We start from the raw sequence: 19,834 nt of genomic DNA, 5'->3' as shown, positions 1-19,834 counted from the left end.
CATGACCGAAAGCCCCGAGCAGGACTACGACCCGGGTGACGTCGCCGTCATCGGCATGTCCCTGCGAGCGCCCGGCGCCCGCACCAAGGAGCAGTTCTGGGACAACCTCGTCCACGGCAGGGAGTCCGTGTCGTTCCTCGCCAAGGACGACATCCACGTCGACGAGACCCTGATCCACAGTCCCTTCTATGTGCGGGCCTGCGGTGTGCTCGACACGTACGACAAGTTCGACCCGTCGGTGTTCGGCATCAGCGACCGGATGGCGGCCGCGATGACCCCGGAGAACCGGCTCTTCCTGGAGAGCGCCTGGGAGGCATTCGAGGACGGCGGCTACGACCCCGAGCGGGTCGGCTGCGAAGTGGGCGTCTACGGCGCCAACAACCCGCAGACCGCCGCGCTCTACAGCTCCCCGCCCGACCGTGTGTCGGTCGGCCCCGAGGCGATCGAGGCCAGCCTGGCGTGGTCGCCGGACACCATGACGTCCAACGCGCTGTACTACATGGGCCTGACCGGCGAGGCCGTCACCGTCGCCGCGGTCTGCGCGGGCTTCCACTACGCGGTGCACCTGGCCTGCCAGTCACTGCTGCTCGGCCAGACCGACATGGCGGTGGCCGGCGGTTCCATGGTCCGACTCCCGCACCCCCGCGGCCACCTGTGGGAGGAGAACCGCGTCCTCTCCAAGGACGGCCACTGCCGCCCGTTCGACGCCAACGGCACGGGCACCGCCCTGTCCAGCGGCGTCGTCACGGTGCTGCTCAAGCCGGTCGCCCAGGCCGTCGCCGACCGCGACCACGTCTACGCCGTGGTCAAGGGCTCGGCCGTCAACAACAACGGCGTCAGCGCGATGGCCTACGGCCTCGCCCAGCCCGAGCGCCTGAGCGCGTGCATCGCCAACGCCATGGAGGTCGGCGGAGTCACCCCGGACACGGTCTCCCTGTACGAGGCCAACGGGCTCGGCATGCCGATGACCGACGAACTGGAGGTGCACGCGGCGAGCATGGCGTTCGGCAAGCAGACCGCCACCACCTCGATCGGCGGCGTCAAGGGCAACGTCGGCCACGGCGGTGTGGTCTCCGGCGGCTTCGGCGCGATCAAGGCCGCGCTCGCCCTGCACCACAAGACGCTGCCCGCGACGATCAACCTCACGGAGGTCAACGAAGACCTCGACTTCCCCAGCACCCCCTTCGTGCCGCAGATCGAGACGGCCGACTGGGGGACGGAAGCGGGCATCCGCCGCGCCGGCATCACCTCGATCGGCGGCGGTGGCTACAACGCCCACCTCGTCCTCGAAGAGGCCCCGGCGGTCGCGGAGCGCGCACCCGAGGCCGAGGGCAGGCCGCGCATCGCCACCCTCTCCGCCCTGGACGACGAGGCCCTGGCACGCCAGCGGGCGCGGCTGAAGGACCGGCTGGTCGCCGACCCCGGCCTGCGGCTCGACGACGTCTGCTTCAGCCTCAACCTCGGCCGCAAGGTGATGGCCCGCCGCTGGGCGGCCGTCGTCCGCAGCCGCGCGGAGCTGATCGCGGCCCTGTCGGGGGACGCCACGGGCGGGCAGGTCACCGAGACCGCCGCCGCGCCGCGCGCGGACGCCTCCTCCTTCCCGCGCAACGACCACGGGATCGTGTGCGCCGCCACGGACGCCGACGCGCTGGCCGGTGTCGCCGCCGCCTGGGTCACGGGGCAGCAGGTGGACTTCGCCTCCCTGCACCAGGGGGAGGACAGCCACCGCGTGCCGCTGCCGACCTATCCCTTCCAGCCGCGCCGGTTCTGGCGCACGGACTGGTGACCATGAGCGCACCGGCACTGGACACCAGGGACCTGGGCGACCCCGACACCTTCACCGGCCACGGCCTCGACGCGTTCTGGCGCACCCTGCGGGACACCGCCCCGGTGCACTGGAACCCGCCCGCCGGCGGCCGCAAGGGGTTCTGGGTGCTCACCCGCCACGACGACATCATGACCACCTACCGCGACGACACGCACTTCACGTCGGAGCGCGGCAACGTCCTGGTCACCCTCCTGGAGGGCGGCGACGCCGGGGCCGGCCGCATGCTGGCCGTCACCGACGGCCACCGCCACCACGAGCTGCGCAAGATCCTGCAGCGGGTGCTCTCGCCCCGGGTGCTCGACGAGGTCGCGGGGACGGTACGGGTCAACACCCGGCAGTGGATACGGGAGGCGGTCGAGACCGGCGGCTGCGACTTCGCCGAGGAGATCGCGAGCCGCATCCCGATGACGACGATCTCGAATCTGCTCGGAGTGCCCGGACAGGACAGGGAGTTCCTGCTCGGGCTGACCAAGACCGCCCTGTCGACCGATGACGAGGACGTCGACGAGGTCGACTCCGAGATGGCCCGCAACGAGATCCTGATGTACTTCATGGACCTCGTGGAGGAGCGGCGCGAGGCGCCCGGCGACGACGTGATCAGCATGCTCGTCGCCAGCTCCATCGACGGCGTGCCGCTCTCCGACGAGGACGTGGTGCTCAACTGCTACAGCCTGATCATCGGGGGCGACGAGACCAGCCGCCTCACGATGATCGACGCCGTCCACACGCTCGCCGCCGAGACCGAGCAGTGGAGGCGGCTCAAGGCGGGCGAGGTGTCGGTCGACACCGCCGTGGACGAGGTGCTGCGCTGGGCGTCGCCCACGATGCACTTCGGACGCAGCGTCGTCCGCGAGACCGAACTGCACGGCGTACGGCTGCGACCGGGCGAGATCGTCACGCTCTGGCACGCCTCGGGCAACCGCGACGAGCGGGTCTTCGAGCGGCCCGAAGTGTTCGACCTCGGCCGCACCCCCAACAAGCACCTGGCCTTCGGCTACGGCCCGCACTTCTGCGTCGGCTCCTATCTCGCGAAGGTCGAGATCGCCGAACTGCTCATGGCGCTGCGGGACTTCACCACCGGATTCGAGCGGACCGGCGAGGCCCCGCGCATCCGGTCCAACTTCCTGACCGGGTTCTCGGCGCTGCCGGTGCGGTTCCTGCCCGACCGCTCGGGACTGAAGGAGGGCGAGTGATGAACATCTACGTCTCGGGGCAGGGAGCGTTCGCGGTGCAGGTCGCGGACGCGCTGCTCGACGAGGGGCACAAGATCCTCGGTGTGGCCGCGCCCCGGCTGCGCAAAGGACGGACCGACGAGAGCGACGCCATGTCCTGGGACCGCCTGCGGGCCTGGGCCTACCCCAGGGACATCGCCTGGACGGACTCGGCCGAGCTGCGCGCGATGCACGTGCCGGACGGCGTGGACATCATCATCGCCGCCCACTCGCACGCCTTCCTCGGCCGTCACACGCGAGCCAGGGCCGCCGTCGCCACCATCGGCTACCACCCCAGCCTGCTGCCGCTGCACCGTGGCAGGGACGCGATCCGGTGGACGGTCCGCGACGGCGACAAGGTGACGGGCGGCAGCGTCTACCACCTCACCGAGCGCACCGACGCGGGGCCGCTCGCCGCCCAGGAGCACCTGTTCGTGCCCCCGGGCTCGACCGCGCAGAGCCTGTGGCGCGATCACCTGGCGCCGCTCGGTGTGCGGCTGCTGCTCAGGGTGGTCGCCGACCTCGCCGAGGGACGGCGGATCGAGGTCCCCCAGGACGAGGAACTGGCGACCTGGGAGCCCGCGATGGGAGCGCCGCCGCTGTTCAAGCCCGAACTCATCGCGCTGCCGGGGACGGCCCAGGTCAACGGGAGCAGGTGGGCGCTGCACACGCGGTGAGACCGGGCGCTCCCGAGGCCGGGCCTCGCGCCCGGTCTCAGGCCGTCCCGCGCCGCACCAGGCGGTGCGGGACGACCAGTTCCTGCGGCGGGACGGCGTTCCCGGGGCTGTATACGCGGTCGGCCAGACACTGGAGGGACCGCTCGGCGATCTGCGGCTTGTCCGGGGAGACGGTGGTCAGGGGCGGGTGACTGTAGCGGCCGTCCTCGATGTCGTCGAAGCCGACGATCGCGATGTCCTCGGGCACGCGCAGGCCCCGCTCGTGCGCCACGTGCAGGGCGCCCAGGGCGAGTTCGTCGCTGAAGGCGAACACGGCGTCCGGTTCGGTGGGCCCGTCGAGGAGCCCCGCCATGGCCCGCGCGCCGTCCGCCCGGTGCAGTGCGGCGACGGAGCGCTGGGCGGCGGACGGGTGGGGGAGCCCGGCGCGGTCGAGGGCGCGGCGGTAGCCCTCGGCACGCAGCCGGGCGGTGCCGTTGCGCAGCTGGGGCTGGAGGCCGATGGCGGCGATGCGGCGGCGCCCGATGCCGACGAGGTGAGTGGTGGCCTCGTCGGCGGCGGCGACGTTGTCCACGGCGACGCGGTCCGCCGCGCCCTGCGGTCCGCGCTCGCCGAGCAGCACGAGCGGGACGGCCGGCGCCGTCGCCGCCAGCTCGGCGGGGTCCAGGGCCCAGGGGCTGATGATGAGGCCGTCGACCACGCGCCCGCCGCCCTGGGCGAGCAGGCGTCGCTCGGCGTCGGCGTCGCCCCGGGTCTGGTCGATGACCACGGTCCAGGAGCGGCGCTGGGCCTCGTCCACCAGGAGCCCGGCGAGTTCGCCGAAGTACGGTGAGTGCAGTTCGGGGATGGCGAGGCCGATGATGCCGGTACGGCCGGCGCGCAGGCTGCGGGCGGCGAGGTTGGGGCGGTAGCCCAGCTCGTCGATGGCCTCCTGGACCCGCTGCCGGGTCTCGGGCGCCACGGAGGCGGAGCCGCTGACGACGTTCGACACGGTGCGCACGGAGACGCCCGCTCGGGCTGCCACATCCTTCAGACGACTGCTCACCGCGCCATCCTTTCATGCGACGTCCGTCACGGAATCGGTGACCCGCCGGGTATTGCAACGTTGCATTCAACGATGCAATCTGTGGGCGGAAGCTCTGCTTGCAAGGAGGCAAGGATGACTGTGTCCGAATGCCCCGGTGTGCACGTCTTTCCCGGAGTGAGCGCCGCCGACCTGGACGTCGACGTGGCGCAGGACGTGGCGAACCTGTACGAGGACGGCATCACCGCGCGGAAGGGAGCCTTCTCCGAGGAGTGGGCCGACCGGCTGCGCGAGGACATCGAGACCGCTTTCGCGGAGGCGCGCGCCCGGCCCGGCGGCGCCGTGGGACGCGGCCCCCACCGCTACTACGTGGAGATCCACCCCGAACAGCTGCGCGGCTTCGTCGACCTCGTCGACCACCCGTGGGTCCGCTCGGTGGCCACCGCCGTCCTCGGCCCCGACTACCGCATCGTCGAGCTCGGCTTCGACGTCCCGCTCGAAGGCGCGGTGAACCAGCCGTGGCACCGCGACTTCCCCATCCCCGAAGAGACGCGCACCGAACGCCGGCTGACCTCCCTGGCCTTCAACGTCACCGCCGTCGACACCGCGGAGGACATGGGCCCCTTCGAGATCGCGCCCGGCACCCAGTGGGACGACGGACCGGACTTCGGGCACGGCATGTTCCCGCCCCGCGCGTCCTACGGCCGCTACCAGGAGCGCGCCGTGCGCAAGTACCCGCAGCGCGGCGACATCTCCGCCCGTACCGCCCTCACCATCCACCGCGGCACGAAGAACGAGTCGGCCAGGGCGAGGCCCGTCCTCGTCCTCGGCCTCGACGGACCCGAGGCCGACAACGCCGCCCGCCACGACACCGCCGTCACCCGCGGCTACTGGGCGGCGCTGCCCGAACGGGTACGCCACCACCTGCGCTGCCCGGTCGTCGACGCGCTGACGCCCCTCACGCAGAAGCACACCATCGAGGGACTGGTCATGGGCGATGCCTGAGACGACCAGGGTGGCCGACCGCCCGCCGGTCCACCCCACGGGAACGGGGCGCCCCCCGGCGCTGGTCTACGCCGTCGCCGCGGTCTCGGCCCTCGGCGGCCTGCTCTTCGGCTACGACACCGGCATCATCTCCGGCGCCCTCCTCCACCTCCGCGACGACCTCGACCTCTCCTCGCGAGAACAGGAGGTCGTCGTCAGCGTCATCCTGCTCGGCGCCATGGCCGGCGCCCTGGTCTCGGGGCGCACCGCCGTACGGCACGGCCGCCGCAAGGTGGTGGTGGCGGTCGCGGTGATCTTCGCCGTGGGCGCGGTGGCGGCGGCGGTCGCCCCCGACGTGGCGACGCTGATCGCCGCGCGCTTCGTGCTCGGCCTCGCGGTGGGCGGAGCCTCCAACATGGTGCCCGTCTACATCGCGGAGCTCGCGCCCGCGGCCGTGCGCGGCAGGCTCATGGTGCTCTTCCAGCTCATGGTCGCCATCGGGCAGCTCATCGCCTACCTCTGCGGCTGGGCCCTGGCCGGCAGCGGCGGCTGGCGCGTCATGTTCGCCCTGGCCGTCATCCCCGCCGTGGCCCTGGCCGTCGGCATGCTGTTCCTGCCGGAGAGCCCGCGCTGGCTCATCGAGCAGCACCGCGCCGACGACGCGCTGCGCACCCTGCGGCGGCTCAGGCCCACCGGAGCGGACGTGGCGGCGGAGGCCGCCGAGGTCACCGCCGTGACACGGAACGCCCCGGCAGACGGCGGCAGTTGGGGACAGCTCCGGCAGCGGTGGCTGCGCCCCGCTCTGCTCATCGCCGTGGGCATCGCGGCCTTCTCCCAGCTCACCGGGATCAACGCCATCGTCTACTACGCGCCGACGATCCTGGACGACGCGGGCTTCGGCGACTCGGTGGCGCTGCTCACCGGCATCGGCATCGGCGCGATGCTCGTCGTGGCCGGGGTGGTGGGGGCCATCGCGGTCGACAAGGCGGGGCGGCGCCGCACGATGCTGTGGTTCCTGCCGGGCTCGGCGCTCGCCATGGCGGTGCTCGCGCTCGCCTTCGCCACGCCCGCGGAGTCCGCCGCGCAACGCTGGACGGTGATCATCTCGCTGTTCGCGTACATCCTGTTCAACGGCGTGGGGATGCAGGCGGTCGTCTGGCTGATCGGCCCGGAGGTCCTGCCGCTGTCCGTGCGCGGCCCGGCCACCAGCCTGGCCACGCTGTCGGTGTGGGGCTTCGACCTCCTCATCGCCATGACCGCCCTGACGGCCATCAACACCATCGGCCGCTCCGGCACCTTCCTCTTCTACGCCCTGATGAACGTCGCCTGCGTCGTCTTCGTGGCCGCGAAGGTGCCGGAGACCAAGGGCAGGAGCCTGGAGAGCATCGAGCGTGCCCTGCGCGACCCGCTGCCCTTCCGCAGGGCGCTGGAGAAGAGGTGACACGGTCACGCGGCCGGGTCCCGGTCCGAGGCCGGCCAGAAGTAGGGCAGGTCGTCGGGGACGTCCGGGAAGCGCTCCGCGTAGATCTCCGGGGCCTTGCGCACCAGCGCCGACTGGTGGCTGTGGTGCAGGGCGTGGTTCCCCAGCCAGGGCGGCAGCTCACCGGCGTCGGCGAGCCGCGCCTGGTCGCGCACGGCGGCGCCGGGGCGGTGCGCGGCGAAGTCGGCGAGCAGCGTGGCCGCGCACGTGTCGGCGTGCCCCTCCGCCACCCACACGGCACACACGTCGAGGCCGTAGCGGACCAGGGCCTCCTCGTAGCCGGTCCACATGCGGACCGCCGGATGGTTGCGCCAGCCGTAACCGGGCACGGTCAGGCCGCGCAGCACCTGAAGGGCCTCGACCCGCTGCTTGCCGAGGCGTGCCCGGTCGAGGACCGTGGCGGATCGCGTGAAGTCGGGGTACGGGAGAAAGGTCTGCACGCAGGATGCCTACCGCGGCGGGCCCGTTCTCAGACGGGGGATTCGGGTGTACGGGGCGCTCCCGGGGAAACCCCCTACGGCAGCGGGCCGCCGCGGGCGGTGATCCACAGGTCGTACCACTCCTCGTGGGTGAGGTCGGGTGCGTGTCGCACGGCGTCGCGGCAGGCGCGGATGCGCTCGGGCCTGCTCGTCCCGATGACCGGGGCGATACGGGCCGGGTGGCGCTGGAGCCACCACAGCAGGATCGTCTCCGGTGTCGTGCCCTTGCGGTCGGCGAGCGCGGCGACGAGCCGGGCCGTCGGCGTGTCCTGGCCGCCGGTGTAGCGGCCCTGCGCCAGGGCGCCCCACGCCTGGAGCTGGATCCCATGGGTCCGGCAGTACTCCACCGTCCCGTGCGGGAAGCCGTTGCCGGCGGCGGCCTCGGTGTTCACGAGGACGCCGGACTCCACCCAGTCCCGGCGGGCCAGGCTCATCTCCAGCTGGTCGGCGACCAGCGGCACGTCGAGTCGGGCCCGCAACGCCTCGATCTGCGCCGCGCTCATGTTCGACACCCCGAAGCTCCGCACGAGGCCCTGCCCGTGCAGGGAGGACAGCGCCTGCGCGATCTCCTCGGGTCCGGTCAGCGGATCGGGCCGGTGCAGGAGCAGGACGTCGACGACGTCGGTGCGCAGCCGGGTCAGGCTCTCCTCGACCCGCCGCACGATGGTCTTCGCCCGTAGGTCGTACATGCCGGGCAGGCCGCCGTCGGCCTGCCGGATGCCGCACTTGGTCTGCAGGACGACGCGCTCCCGCAGCCCGGGCGCCCTGGCCAGCACTTCGCCGAAGACCGACTCGGCCTTGCCGCGCCGGTAGATGTCGGCGTGGTCGAACGCCGTGATGCCGATGTCGAGCGCCGCCTCGACGGCGGCCTCCGCGTGAGCGATGTCCGCGGCGGTGTACGGCTCGTCGTCCCAGGTGCCGCCGAGCCCCATGCACCCGTACAGCGGTCGGGTGGTGCGCACGTCGTCGGTCCGCGCTGTCATGCGTTCTCCTCTTCCTTCACGGCGGTCGTTCACGCCGTCAGTGCGGCGGCCAGCATCTCGGCCGTGGCGAGCACCGGCAGCTGCGTGTTGGCCGCCGGGACCGTCGGCAGGATCGAGGCGTCCACGACCCGCAGGCCCGAGACGCCGCGCACCCGCCCCTCCCCGTCGACCACCGCGTACGGATCGTCCGGCGCCCCCATGGCACAGGTGCCGACGGGGTGCCAGTACGTGCCTACCCTGCCGCGGAGCTCCTGATCCGGCAGTTCCCGCGGGGACGGGCCCTCGGCCGGGGCGGCCAGGGACTTCAGCGGCACGGTGGCGGCCAGCTCCTCGGCCATGCGCAGGCCGGAGCGGAGGACGGCCAGGTCATGGCCGTCCTCGTCGGAGAGGAAGGCGGGGTCCAGGTCCAGGCCGGCGGTGGGGTCGGCGGAGCGCAGCCGGACCTGTCCGCGTGACCGGGGCTTCATCAGGAAGGTGGCGACGCCCGCCTCGTACTGCCCCGGCGGCAGGGCGCCGAACAGGGGCGGGCCCGCGACCGGGTTGATGTGCAGGTCCCAGGCGCCCTCGGGGCAGTACGGGCTCGCCGCCCTGATCAGCGTCCGGGTGACGTACAGATCACCGGCGGCCTCCTTCTCGGCGAGGCGCGCGTTCAGGCCGGGCGTCGGGCGCAGCGGCAGGAAGACGCCGGGCTGGTCGGTGAGGTTGGCGCCGACGCCGGGCAGGTCGAGCACGGGCCGCACACCGCTGCGCGCCAGGTCGTCGGCGGGCCCGATGCCGCTGCGGAGCAGCACGGCGGGTGACCCGAAGGTGCCCGACGCCAGCAGATAGGTGTCGGCCCGCAGGGTCGTGCGCCCCTGGTCCATGACGACGTCGACGCCGTGCACACGTCCGCCGCGGACGGTCAGCCGGTCCACGGTGGCGCGGTCGAGGATCGTCAGGTTCGGCCGGGTCCGCGCCTGCTCCAGGTAGGCGAAGGCGGCGTTGGCGCGGACCCCGTCGACGGCGTTGAGCAGCGGGGTCCCGTATCCGGGGCCGCCGGGGGCGGCCATGTCCACCTCCGGGTGGCCGAGGGACCGGGCCGCCGCGAGGGCCGCCTCGCTCCACGCCGAGTGCTCGTGCTCCGGCACCGGACGCAGCCCCATCCGCGCCGCCGCCCGCTCGCGGAAGGGCTCCATCGCGGCAGCCGTCCACCGGGGGCCACCCGCCCGAGCCCACTCGGCGTGGTCGGCCTCGGAACCCCAGGTGTGCCAGCAGCCGTTGACGCAGGACGAGCCGCCGAGGACGCGGGCGCGGATGCGGTGGGCGGCGGTGTGGCGCTCCCACACGTGGTCTCGGGGCAGGGCGCGGGCGTCGAGCAGCTTCGCGGGCCAGTCCTGCCGTCGTGGACCGTAGTCGCGGCCCGCCTCCACCAGGCAGACGGAGCGGCCGGGGTCCTCGCTCAGCCGGGCCGCGAGGACGCAGCCCGCCACACCGCCGCCGAGGACGACGACGTCGTGACCCGTCGCGTGAGCCGTGTCCGTCATGCCCGGTCCCCGTGCTCGGCGACCCGGGCGAGAAGCTGATCCCGGCGGATGACGTCGGTGCGGGTGGCGGGCACCGTGCAGGCGTGGGCGCCGGCGAAGGAGCCGTACAGGGCGCAGCGCAGCGGCGGTTCGCCGGACAGGAGGCCGAAGAGGTAACCCGCGGCGAAGGCGTCGCCCGCGCCGTTGGAGTCCACCACCGGCGCCGGGGGAGCGACGGCCGGCACATGGGTGACCTCGCCGTCGGCGAGGAGGTACGCGCCCTCGGCGCCCGCGGTGGCGACGACCACCTCGGCGCGACCGCGCGCGGCGATGCGCCGCATGGTCTCCTCCGGGTCGGTGAGGGCGGCCGCCGACAGGAACACCAGGTCGGCCTCGTACGCGAACGCCTCGTGGTAGGGCTCCCGGCCGTCCCAGTCGTGCAGGTCGGTCGAGACGGTCACCCCGGACTCCCGCAGGGTGGGCAGGGCGTGGGCGCAGGGCTGGGTGAGGGAGACATGGGCGTGGCGGCTCGCCGCGGCGAGTTCCGCCACCGTGGCGGGCGGCAGCCGGTCGGCCTCGCCGAAGCGGGTGTTGTCGTACAGCGAGAGGCGGCGGCCGTCGGGGGACACGAGGTTGACCGCGCGCTTGGTGCCCGCGGGCAGCGGGACCTCGGTGAGCGCGATGCCCCGGTCGCGGTGGAGGGCGCGGATCAGCTCGCCGGGGTGGTCGTCGCCGATCACGTCGATGTGGTGCGTCCGCAGGCCGAGCGCGTGCACGCCCATCGCCACGAAGTCGCCGGTCTGCCCGGCCCGCGTCTCGATGGCGGGGACCATGTGGCTGTCGGCGAACGGCAGTGGCAGCTCGGGGACGTGGACGATCGTGTCCACCCCTGCACCCCCCAGGACGAGCACGTCGATGTCAGTGGGCACAGATCCTCCTGGGCGGGGGCTGGTGGGGCGCGGTGGGGCTGGTCGGGCCCGGCCGGAGTGCAGTCAAGCACGGCGACTGATCGCGATGGAAGAGTTTGTGCAATCTTTCAGGCGGCTTGCAGTCAAAGTCGCCTGAACGGTGGGGGATGGGGGGATGGTGGGCCCCGAAGTGGGCTTCGTGACGGCCGAGTTCATCGGTGTGCGAGGGGTTGACCCCTCCAGGAGCGGCACCTAGGGTCCGTCGCAACATGTTTCTGCAAGGCGGCAGAAAAGTTGCATGTGCCGCCCTGTGTGGCGCCGTTACGGCCGCGGAGCACCCCCACCCCGCGTTCGGCGCCGGCCCTCTCCCCCCACTCAGAGGAGGACCCTCCATGTACGGCCGAACAGCACGATCCCGCAGGCGTGCCGCCCTGGCCACGGCCCTTGTCGCGGCCGCTGCCGGAAGTCTCGGCGCGGGCGCGCGGGCACAGGCCGCCCCGGGCTCCACCCCGGCTCCCGCCCACGCTGCCGCTTCCGCTCCGGCGAAGGCGAAGGCGAAGACGGAGGCCGGCGGCAAGGGCGTCACCGCGGTGATGTTCGAGTGGAAATTCGACTCGATCGCCCAGGCCTGTACGGACACGCTCGGCCCCGCGGGATACGGCTACGTCCAGACCTCGCCCCCACAGGAGCGTCTGACGGGACCGTCCTGGTGGACCGCCTACCAGCCGGTCAGCTACAAGATCGCCTCGCGCCTCGGCGACCGGGACGCGTTCAAGAGCATGGTGGACACCTGCCACAAGGCGGGCGTCAAGGTCGTCGCGGACGCGGTGATCAACCACATGACCAACGCCCAGGGCACCGGCTCGGGCGGCACGGAGTTCACCAAGTACGACTACCCGGGCGTCTACGGGGCCCGGGACATGGACAACTGCCAGCGGGACATCAAGGACTACACCCAGCGCGAGGAGAGCCAGAACTGCGAGCTCGGCGGCCTCGCCGACCTCGACACCGGCGAGGACCACGTCCGCGACTCCATCGCCGGATACCTCAACGACCTGCTCGGCCTCGGCGTCGACGGCTTCCGCGTCGACGCGGCCAAGCACATCCCGGCAGACGACCTGAAGGCCATCAAGGCGCGGCTCACGAACCCGGACGTCCCCTGGAAGCAGGAGACGCTGCCGGGCCCCGGCGAGCAGGTCCAGCCCGGCGAGTACCTCGGCACCGGGCTCGCCCAGGAGTTCACCTACGCCTACACGCTCAAGGGGGCCTTCGAGAGCGGCGGCCTGGCCGGACTGAAGAACATCGCGGACGGCAAGCTGCCCTCCGGGTCCGCCGGGGTCTTCGTCGCCAACCACGACACCGAACGCCAGGGCAACGTCCTCACCTACAAGCAGGGCGCCCCCTACACCCTGGCCCACGTCTTCATGCTCGCCTTCCCCTACGGCTCCCCGGACGTCCACTCCGGCTACGCCTTCGCGAACAAGGACGACGGCCCGCCCGCCGACGGCAAGGCCGACTGCTCCGGCGACGCCTGGGTGTGCCAGCACGCCCAGAAGGAGATCACCGCCATGGTCGGCTTCCGCAACGCCGTGGGCGACGCCGAACTCACCGACTGGTGGGACGACTCAGGCAGCGCCATCGCCTTCGGCCGCGGCACGAAGGGGTTCGTCGCCGTCAACGGAGGGGACGGCGAACTCGAGCGGACCTTTCAGACCTCGCTGCCCGCGGGCGAGTACTGCGACGTGCAGGCAGGCAAGCCCGTCACCGTGGACGACGGCGGGAAGCTCACGGCCACCGTCGCCGCGAAGAGCGCGCTCGCGCTCCACGCGGACGCGCGGAGCTGCGCCTGACCAGGCCCCGACCCCGACCGCAACCCCGCCCCGGACCTCGACCCCAACCCCAACCTCAACCTCAACCTCAACCCCAACCCCGACCCCGTCCCGACCCGTCCGACCGGACCTGATCCGACCGGCCCCGGGTCCGGCCCATCTCCACGACCCCGTCCCACAGAGCCGTGCGGACGAACCCGGTTGCCCGGCGCTCGCGGCCCACGCCGCCCGCGCCGGGCAATCGGCGTTGTCCCGACCGCCACGGAGGAGAACACACCCATGACCCGCGTCCGTTTGAGATCGGCCGCCCTGCTGGCCCTCGCGCCCCTGGCCGCCCTCCTGCCGCCCGCCCACCAGCCGGCGGCGGCCGCACCCGCCCCGCCGCCCTCCGACGCCGTGCTCGCCGCGCAGCCCGCCCGGCACGACCTGACCCGCGAGCAGTTCTACCTGGCGATGCCCGACCGCTTCGCCAACGGCGACCGCCGCAACGACAAGGGCGGGCTCACCGGAGGCCGCGAGACCACCGGCCACGACCCGAGCGACCCGGCCTTCTTCAACGGCGGCGACCTCAAGGGCATCACCAAGAAGCTCGACTACATCAAGGGCCTCGGCACCACCGCGATCTGGTTGACCCCCGTCTTCGAGAACCTGCCCGTACAAGAGCGCGACGGACGCCCCGTCGCCAACTACCACGGCTACGCCATCACCGACTTCACCCGCGTCGACCCGCACTTCGGCACCGACGAGGATCTGTCCGCCCTGGTCGACAGGGCGCACGCCAAGGGCATGAAGGTCTTCTTCGACGTCGTGACCAACCACACCGCGGACGTCATCCACCCCGCGGAGAAGGAGTCCGGCTACCGGTCGAAGGGGTCACACCCCTACCTGGACACCGAGGGCCGCCCCTTCGACGACAGCGCGGGCATGCGCCCCGTCGACGACGGTGGCTTCCCCTACACCCCGCGGATCGCGGACGCCGACCGGCACGCCAAGACCCCGGCCTGGCTCAACGACCCCACCATGTACCACAACCGCGGCGACTCCACCTTCGCCGGCGAGAGCGGCCTCAACGGCGACTTCATGGGCAACGACGACCTGTGGACCGAACGGCCCGAGGTGGTCGACGGCATGAAGCGCGTGTACGAGCGCTGGGTGCACGACTTCGGCATCGACGGCTTCCGCGTCGACACCGCCAAGAACGTCAACATGGAGTTCTGGACCCAGTGGGCCCGCGCACTCGACGACTACGCGGCCACCCGGGGCAAGAAGGACTTCCTCATCTTCGCCGAGGCGTTCTCCGCCGACCCCGCCATCACCGCCCCCTACGTCACGCGGGGCGGCCTCGACTCCACCCTCGACTTCCCCTTCCAGGCCATCGCCCGCAACTCCGCCTCACGCGAGGGCCCGCCCCGCGACCTGTCGCGCCTCTACGCCCAGGACTACCGCTACACCACCGGCAAGGCCAACGCCTACGAGCAGGTGACCTTCCTCGGCAGCCACGACATGGGCCGCATCGGCGGGCTGATCGCCCAGGACAACCCCGGCGCGAGCGACGCGGAGCTGCTGCGCCGCGACCGCCTCGCGCACGAGCTGATGTTCTTCGGCCGCGGCAACCCCGTCGTCTACGCGGGCGACGAGCAGGGGTTCACCGGCTCGGGCGGTGACAACGCCGCCCGCCAGCCGCTGTTCGCCACCGACGCCCCGGCCTACCGCGACGACGACCAGATCGGCACCGACCGCACCCACGCGCGGGACGCGTACGACACCCGGCACCCGCTCTACCGCGCCATCGCCCGCCTCTCCCGGCTCACCGAACGCCACCCGGCGCTGCGCGACGGCGTCTTCACCGAGCGGTACCCGGGGCCCGCCGACGGACCCGGCGTGTACGCCTACTCCCGTACGGACGCCGGACAGCGCGTGGAGTACGTCGTGGCGCACAACAACGCCTCCGAGGCGAAGACCGCGCGGATACCGACCGGCGCCGCGCACCGCCGCTACACCCCGCTCTACGGCACGACGGACACCCCGGCCCGCAGCGGAGCCGACCGGCACATCACCGTCACCGTCCCCGCCCTCTCGTCCCTGGTCCTGAAGGCCGACAAGAAGCTGCCGGGTCCGGGCGCCCGGCCCCACGTCACCCTGACCCCGCCGAAGGAGGGCGCCACCGGCACGGTCGAACTCACCGCCGACGTCGACGGCGGCGAACTGAACCGGGTCGTCTTCGCCGCACGGCAGGGCGAAGGCCCCTGGCGGGTACTCGGCTCCGCCGACCACGCCCCCTACAAGGTCACCCAGCAGATCGACGCCGCACTGCCCGAGGGCGCCGAGCTGCGCTACAAGGCGGTGGTCGTCGACAGCCGGGGCCGCACCGCGCACGACCTCGCCGCCAGCAGCACGGGCCGCACCCCGCCGGAGTCCGGGCCCACCGTCCGGCGCGGCTACGCCGTCGTGCACTACCAGCGGCCCGGCGGCGACTACGACGGCTGGCGGCTGCGGACCGGCGCCGACGGCGCGGAAGCCCCCTTCACCGGGCGGGACGCGTACGGCGCCTTCGCGTGGGTGAAGCTCGCCGAGGGCGCGCAGACCCTCTCGTACACCGTCGAGAAGGACGGCGCCACCGACGGGCCCGCGCGCTCCGTCGACCTCACCCGCACCGGCGAGGTGTGGATCACGCAGGGACAGGACGGCCAGCGCGAACAGCGCCCGCGGAGCGCCTATCCGCCGTCGGACGGCTCCACGGCCGTCCTGCACTACCACCGCCCCGACGGCGACTACGAGGGCTGGGGGCTGCACGTCTGGGACGGGGCCGCCAAGCCCTCCGACTGGGACGTCCCCGTACAGCCGGTGCGCACCGACGGCTACGGACTCGTCTTCGAGGTGAAGCTGAAGCCCGGTGCCCGCAGCCTCAGTCACACCTTCCACAAGGGCAACGACAAGGACGTGCCCGACGACGAGGCCCTGGACATCAACCTGTACGGGAACGAGGTGTGGCGGGTCGCGGGCGAGCCGGCGTATCTGACTCCGGCGCTCGGCGGGTCGCTCGGCATGGACCTCGGCCGGACCCGGGTCAGATGGCTCGACGAGGACACCGTCGCCTGGCCGGAAGGCGGAGCGGGAGTGGCCTCGCGCCAGCTCCTCTACGCGCCCGAAGGCGGCATCACCCTCCGGGACGGCGCCCTCTCCGACGAGGGGCACTGGCTGCGGCTGCGCCCCGAGGCAGCGCAGGCCGCGCGGCGGGACGGGCTCGCGGAGGGGGAGGTGGCCCTCACCGTCGACCCGCGCGACCGGGACCGGCTCCACGACGCGCGGCGCGCCCGGCAGCTCCTCGCCACCGAGCGCGCCGCGGACGGCGCCCTCCTGGGCGCCGCGGGCGTACGGGAGCCCTAGGCCGAGCTGAAGGCGCCCGCCAGGTCGCGGGCGCCTTCCGCCACTCCGCGGACCGCGATGCCGCGCGTGGCGGGCAGCGCGGCCAGGAGGTCGCTGGCCAGGCAGGCGTTCCGCGGCCTGGACGCGTAGCGGCTCAGGGCCTTCGGCACCGGGACCACCAGGTGGGCAGGGAGCCCGAGGCCGCGGGCGATCAGACCGGCCCACTCGGCGCGGCTGACCCGGTCGGGCCCGCCCAGATGGAGCACGGGCGGCAGCGGGGCCAGGCTGGTGAGCAGCGCGGCCACCACCTCGGCCACGTCGTCGACGTGCACGGGCGTCGTCCACTGGTCGTCGGGCGCCTCGACGGGCTCTCCCGCGCGCAGCCGGTGGGCGCAGGCGGCGAAGTAGTTGAGCCACTTGCCGGCGTCCGCGGGCTCATGGCCGTAGACGAGGCTCACGCGCAGCGAGACCGCGTCGGCCGCGTGGGCGAGCAGCAGTTCCTCGGCCCGGCGCTTGGCCCGTCCGTAGGCGTTCGCCGGGGAGACGGGCGTGGACTCGGTGCTGCCGGGCGAAGAGCCGTCGAAGACGTTGTCCGTGGAGATCATGACGATGCGCGAACGCCCGCCGAGGGACGCGAAGGCCGACGCCACCGCGGAGTGCGCGCGGGCCGCCTCCTCGGGGTGCGCCTCGCACCAGGTGACGTCCGAGGGGCCGTGCACCAGGACGATCCGGCGGGGCCGCAGCCGCGACACCAGACGGCCGCAGGCCTCCGCGTCGGTGGCGTCCAGGGCGCACCAGCGCGCCCCGTACTCCTCCGGCGCGGCGGCGGGGCGACCGCGCGACACCAGGGTGACGGCGTCACCCGAGGCCACCAGGCGGCGGGCGATGCCCGTGCCGACGAAGCCGCTGCCGACGACGAGCGAGTTGACGCGCCTCACCGTGCCACCCGCCCCTGTGCCGACGGGTGGCGGGCGGCCAGGAGGCGGCCCGCGCCGATCAGCCCGTGGTCGTCGTCGGGCGCGCCGAGCGCGACCATGGCGTCGATCCGCTCCCGGGAGAGCCCGAAGCAGCCCTGCCGGTCCAGCTCCTCGACGAGGAGCTGCCGGTAGCGCTCGCCGACGGCCAGCGCGAAGCCGCCCACGACGATGAAGCGGCAGACTCCCACCGAGGCGAAGACGGCGCCGATCGCCCGCGCGAGGTGCGCGAGGGCGGCGCGCAGCACGCCGGTGGCGAAGGGGTCGCCCTCGGTGAGCGCCTTGGCGAGGGCCGGGTTCTCCACGCGGTCCTCGCACAGCTCCGCGAGGCGGGAGCGGGCGAACCCGTCGGGGTCGGCGGCCGCCGCGCGCCGGGCCGCGGCGAGCACGCCCCGGCCCGAGGCGATGGCGCCGAGGTGGCCGCGGCCCCCGCAGTCGCACAGCGGCGCGTCGGGTGAGGGATCGCAGGCCCAGTGGCCGAGTTCACCGCCGTGGCCCTCGGGGTGCAGCAGGACGTCGCCGCCCCGGAAGACCTTGTTGCCGATGCCCGAGCTGACGGTCAGCAGGCAGAAGGGCTCCGGCTCCGTGGCCGCGTACCGCCAGGCGGCCGCGGTGAGGTCGTTGACGACGGTGACCGGTCTGCCGAGCCGTTCGGCGAGCAGGGCGCCGAGCGGCAGGGGCTCACCGCGCCGGCCCCACACCGTCGGTGCCGCGAGGACCAGGCCGTCAGCGCTGATCGGCCCGGCGAAGGCGACCCCGACGGGACCGGGCGCGCGCCCGGCCGTGTGCCGCGTCACCTCGCGCACGAGCTGCTCCACCAACCGCTCCTGGAGCACGGGTACGGGGGCGTGCGGATCGCGGGCCATGCCGTCGACCGGCATCCGCCGCACGCGGGAGAGCGTCCCGTCGGCGGGCGCGTAGGCGCCCACCCGCAGCGTGGTGCCTCCCACGTCGACGACGGTGTGCTCGGGGTCAGCCGCGATGGTGGCCGTGGGCACGGAGTTCCTCCTCGAAGACCAGCAGGTGCAGGTCGGTGTCGCGGTCGTTCAGGAGCCCGTGCTCGCCGTGGGGACGGTTGACGACGACGTCGCCGGGGCCCACGCGGAACTCCTCGCCGTCCAGGTACATCAGGCCCTCCCCCGAGAGGATCACGTACGTCTCGTGGTCGGCCCCGTGCCGGTGGCGCCCGATGGACGTGCCGGGCGGCAGCACGGCGAGGTCAATGAACTCGGCGCCGGGGCCGCCCGGTCCGCGCGTGAAGACGCGGTGCGCCAGGATCGTGCCGAGCCCGCCGTGGTCGTGCTCCTTGCCGGTGAGGAGGTCGCGCAGATTGGGCACACGGCCGGTCATCGTGCCCCTCCGTCCACGGCGGGGTCCACGGCGGAGTTCGCGGCGGGCGAGGTGCGCGGGGCGCGGGCGGCGCGGGTGGCGAGCGCGTCCAGGGCCTCGCGCAGGACGTCCTGCGGGACGTCTTCCAGTTCGTCGACGAAGCCCGCCTTGCCGATCCCGGTGGGCACCACCAGGTGGAGCTTGCGGCCCCGGCGCTGCCAGGAGGCCCACAGGGCCTGCGTCATCTGGTCGGCCGTGCAGGTCGCGGCGTCGTGGACGGGCAGGCCGATCCGCTCCAGGAGCGCGACGATCCGCTCGCAGGTCTCCGCGTCCGCGAGACCGAGGAGCCGGGCGATGTGGGCGGACAGCGCCATGTCGACCGCGACGGCCTCGCCGTGTTCGAGCCGGTGGCCGCCCGCCGTCTCGATGACGGGGCTGAAGGTGTGGCCGAAGTCGACCAGGCGCGCGAGTTCGTGCTCGCGCAGGTTGGGGCACAGCTCCTCCATCATCAGCCTCATCGAGGTGCGGATGACGTAGGTCTCCAGCTCGGCGTCGGCCGGGTGGCCGGGGCGGCGGAAGACGTCCGGGTGCCGCTCGAGGGCCTGGAACAGGTCGCCGTCGAGGATCACCGCCATCTTGACGATCTCCGCGAGACCGCAGCGGATCTCGCGGTCCGGCAGGGTGGCGAGGAGCGCGGGGTCGTTCAGCGAGGCGTGCGCCGGGTGGTAGGCGCCGAACATGTTCTTCGTGTGCAGGCCGTTGACCCCCGTCTTGACGCCGACACCGACGTCGACCTGACCGACCAGGGTGGTGTTGACCTTGATGTAGCGGATGCCGCGCGAGTACATGGAGGCGGCGAAGCCGACGATGTCCGCGACGATGCCGCCGCCCACCGCCAGCATCACGCCGTGCCGGTCGAGCCCGGCGGCCTTGGCGGTCGCGCACACCTGCTCGGCCGAGGTCAGTGACTTGTTGTGCTCCCCGGACGCGATCGGGTGGACGCTCCAGCTGTCCGGTTCGAGGCGCGCGCCCAGGTAGGCGCGCAACTGCTGTCCGTAGAGGCGGTCGACGGTGGGGCCGACGAAGGCCACCACCCGCCGCCCCTCCAGGTAGTGGGCGAGCAGCGGGTTGTGCGGGGAGAAGACCCCGTCGGTGACGTCGACCCGGTAGCCGGTGCCGTCCGGTGCGTGCAGGTCGAAGCCCCCGGCGTCCTCACGGACACCCGCGGCCTCGGCAAGAACCTGGCCTGCCATCTCTCTCCTC

Annotated in this window: 15 protein-coding genes and 1 pseudogene; 7 read left to right on the top strand and 9 right to left on the bottom strand. The window is 73.2% G+C overall.

What is annotated here, in order from left to right; translation table 11 throughout:
- Position 1: 1 nt before the first annotated feature.
- The 3 genes from DCW30_RS08155 to DCW30_RS08145 are packed head-to-tail and all read left to right on the top strand — an operon-like array spanning position 2 to position 3,716.
- On the top strand, positions 2 to 1,786 hold the full coding sequence (locus DCW30_RS08155; protein ID WP_076682736.1) for a beta-ketoacyl synthase N-terminal-like domain-containing protein: 1,785 nt from the start codon (positions 2 to 4) through the stop codon (positions 1,784 to 1,786).
- Complete coding sequence (locus tag DCW30_RS08150; protein WP_076682734.1) at positions 1,783 to 3,021, top strand: cytochrome P450; 1,239 nt, start codon at positions 1,783 to 1,785, stop codon at positions 3,019 to 3,021. Before DCW30_RS08155 ends, DCW30_RS08150 begins: the two co-directional genes overlap by 4 nt.
- Positions 3,021 to 3,716, top strand: a complete 696-nt coding sequence (locus DCW30_RS08145) for a formyltransferase family protein (RefSeq protein WP_076682732.1) — start codon at positions 3,021 to 3,023, stop codon at positions 3,714 to 3,716. Before DCW30_RS08150 ends, DCW30_RS08145 begins: the two co-directional genes overlap by 1 nt.
- 37 nt (positions 3,717 to 3,753) lie before the next feature.
- Here DCW30_RS08145 and DCW30_RS08140 read toward each other — a convergent pair whose 3' ends face one another.
- On the bottom strand, positions 3,754 to 4,758 hold the full coding sequence (locus tag DCW30_RS08140; RefSeq protein WP_076682731.1) for a LacI family DNA-binding transcriptional regulator: 1,005 nt from the start codon (positions 4,756 to 4,758) through the stop codon (positions 3,754 to 3,756).
- Between the two features lie 114 nt (positions 4,759 to 4,872).
- Here DCW30_RS08140 and DCW30_RS08135 point away from each other — a divergent pair, with 114 nt between their 5' ends.
- A complete protein-coding gene (locus DCW30_RS08135; RefSeq protein WP_076682729.1) occupies positions 4,873 to 5,742 on the top strand; it encodes a phytanoyl-CoA dioxygenase family protein in 870 nt (289 codons plus the stop codon).
- Entirely contained in the window at positions 5,735 to 7,162 is a 1,428-nt protein-coding gene (locus DCW30_RS08130; RefSeq protein ID WP_079249876.1) for a sugar porter family MFS transporter, read from the top strand. The genes DCW30_RS08135 and DCW30_RS08130 overlap by 8 nt, the downstream gene beginning before the upstream one ends.
- Before the next feature lie 5 nt (positions 7,163 to 7,167).
- Here the strand turns inward: DCW30_RS08130 and DCW30_RS08125 are convergent, their stop codons facing one another.
- The 4 genes from DCW30_RS08125 to DCW30_RS08110 all read right to left on the bottom strand — a co-directional run bounded on the left by DCW30_RS08125 (position 7,168) and on the right by DCW30_RS08110 (position 11,094).
- Positions 7,168 to 7,641, bottom strand: coding sequence for an MSMEG_6728 family protein (locus tag DCW30_RS08125; RefSeq protein ID WP_076682725.1), 474 nt, complete (start codon positions 7,639 to 7,641; stop codon positions 7,168 to 7,170).
- Between the two features lie 74 nt (positions 7,642 to 7,715).
- On the bottom strand, positions 7,716 to 8,663 hold the full coding sequence (locus tag DCW30_RS08120; RefSeq protein ID WP_237283310.1) for an aldo/keto reductase: 948 nt from the start codon (positions 8,661 to 8,663) through the stop codon (positions 7,716 to 7,718).
- A 29-nt stretch (positions 8,664 to 8,692) separates the two neighbouring features.
- A complete protein-coding gene (locus DCW30_RS08115; RefSeq protein ID WP_076682723.1) occupies positions 8,693 to 10,186 on the bottom strand; it encodes a GMC family oxidoreductase in 1,494 nt (497 codons plus the stop codon).
- Complete coding sequence (locus tag DCW30_RS08110) at positions 10,183 to 11,094, bottom strand: adenosine kinase (protein ID WP_076682721.1); 912 nt, start codon at positions 11,092 to 11,094, stop codon at positions 10,183 to 10,185. Before DCW30_RS08110 ends, DCW30_RS08115 begins: the two co-directional genes overlap by 4 nt.
- Positions 11,095 to 11,465: 371 nt before the next feature.
- On the opposite strand from DCW30_RS08110, the pseudogene DCW30_RS08105 reads away from it, so the two are divergent.
- Positions 11,466 to 12,917: pseudogene (locus DCW30_RS08105) on the top strand (alpha-amylase); the annotation flags it as partial.
- A 264-nt stretch (positions 12,918 to 13,181) separates the two neighbouring features.
- Positions 13,182 to 16,289, top strand: coding sequence for an alpha-amylase family glycosyl hydrolase (locus DCW30_RS08095; RefSeq protein WP_076682717.1), 3,108 nt, complete (start codon positions 13,182 to 13,184; stop codon positions 16,287 to 16,289).
- Here DCW30_RS08095 and DCW30_RS08090 read toward each other — a convergent pair.
- Genes DCW30_RS08090 through DCW30_RS08075 form a run of 4 tightly spaced genes read right to left on the bottom strand, consistent with a single transcriptional unit; the run spans position 16,286 to position 19,824 of the window.
- Positions 16,286 to 17,206, bottom strand: a complete 921-nt coding sequence (locus DCW30_RS08090) for an SDR family oxidoreductase (protein WP_076682715.1) — start codon at positions 17,204 to 17,206, stop codon at positions 16,286 to 16,288. The two genes, DCW30_RS08095 and DCW30_RS08090, sit on opposite strands and share 4 nt — an antisense overlap.
- Complete coding sequence (locus DCW30_RS08085) at positions 17,203 to 18,240, bottom strand: ROK family protein (RefSeq protein ID WP_237283309.1); 1,038 nt, start codon at positions 18,238 to 18,240, stop codon at positions 17,203 to 17,205. Before DCW30_RS08085 ends, DCW30_RS08090 begins: the two co-directional genes overlap by 4 nt.
- Positions 18,215 to 18,592 carry a cupin domain-containing protein gene (locus tag DCW30_RS08080; RefSeq protein WP_076682713.1) on the bottom strand — a complete coding sequence of 126 codons (378 nt, stop codon included), beginning with the start codon at positions 18,590 to 18,592 and terminating at the stop codon, positions 18,215 to 18,217. The genes DCW30_RS08085 and DCW30_RS08080 overlap by 26 nt, the downstream gene beginning before the upstream one ends.
- Positions 18,589 to 19,824 (bottom strand): sedoheptulose 7-phosphate cyclase, encoded by a 1,236-nt coding sequence (locus DCW30_RS08075; protein ID WP_076682711.1) that lies wholly within the window; start codon positions 19,822 to 19,824, stop codon positions 18,589 to 18,591. Before DCW30_RS08075 ends, DCW30_RS08080 begins: the two co-directional genes overlap by 4 nt.
- Positions 19,825 to 19,834: the final 10 nt, after the last annotated feature.

It is taken from the genome of Streptomyces alfalfae (assembly GCF_004127445.1).
Lineage (GTDB): Bacteria > Actinomycetota > Actinomycetes > Streptomycetales > Streptomycetaceae > Streptomyces > Streptomyces alfalfae.
This window is presented reverse-complemented; position numbering and strand designations above follow the sequence as displayed.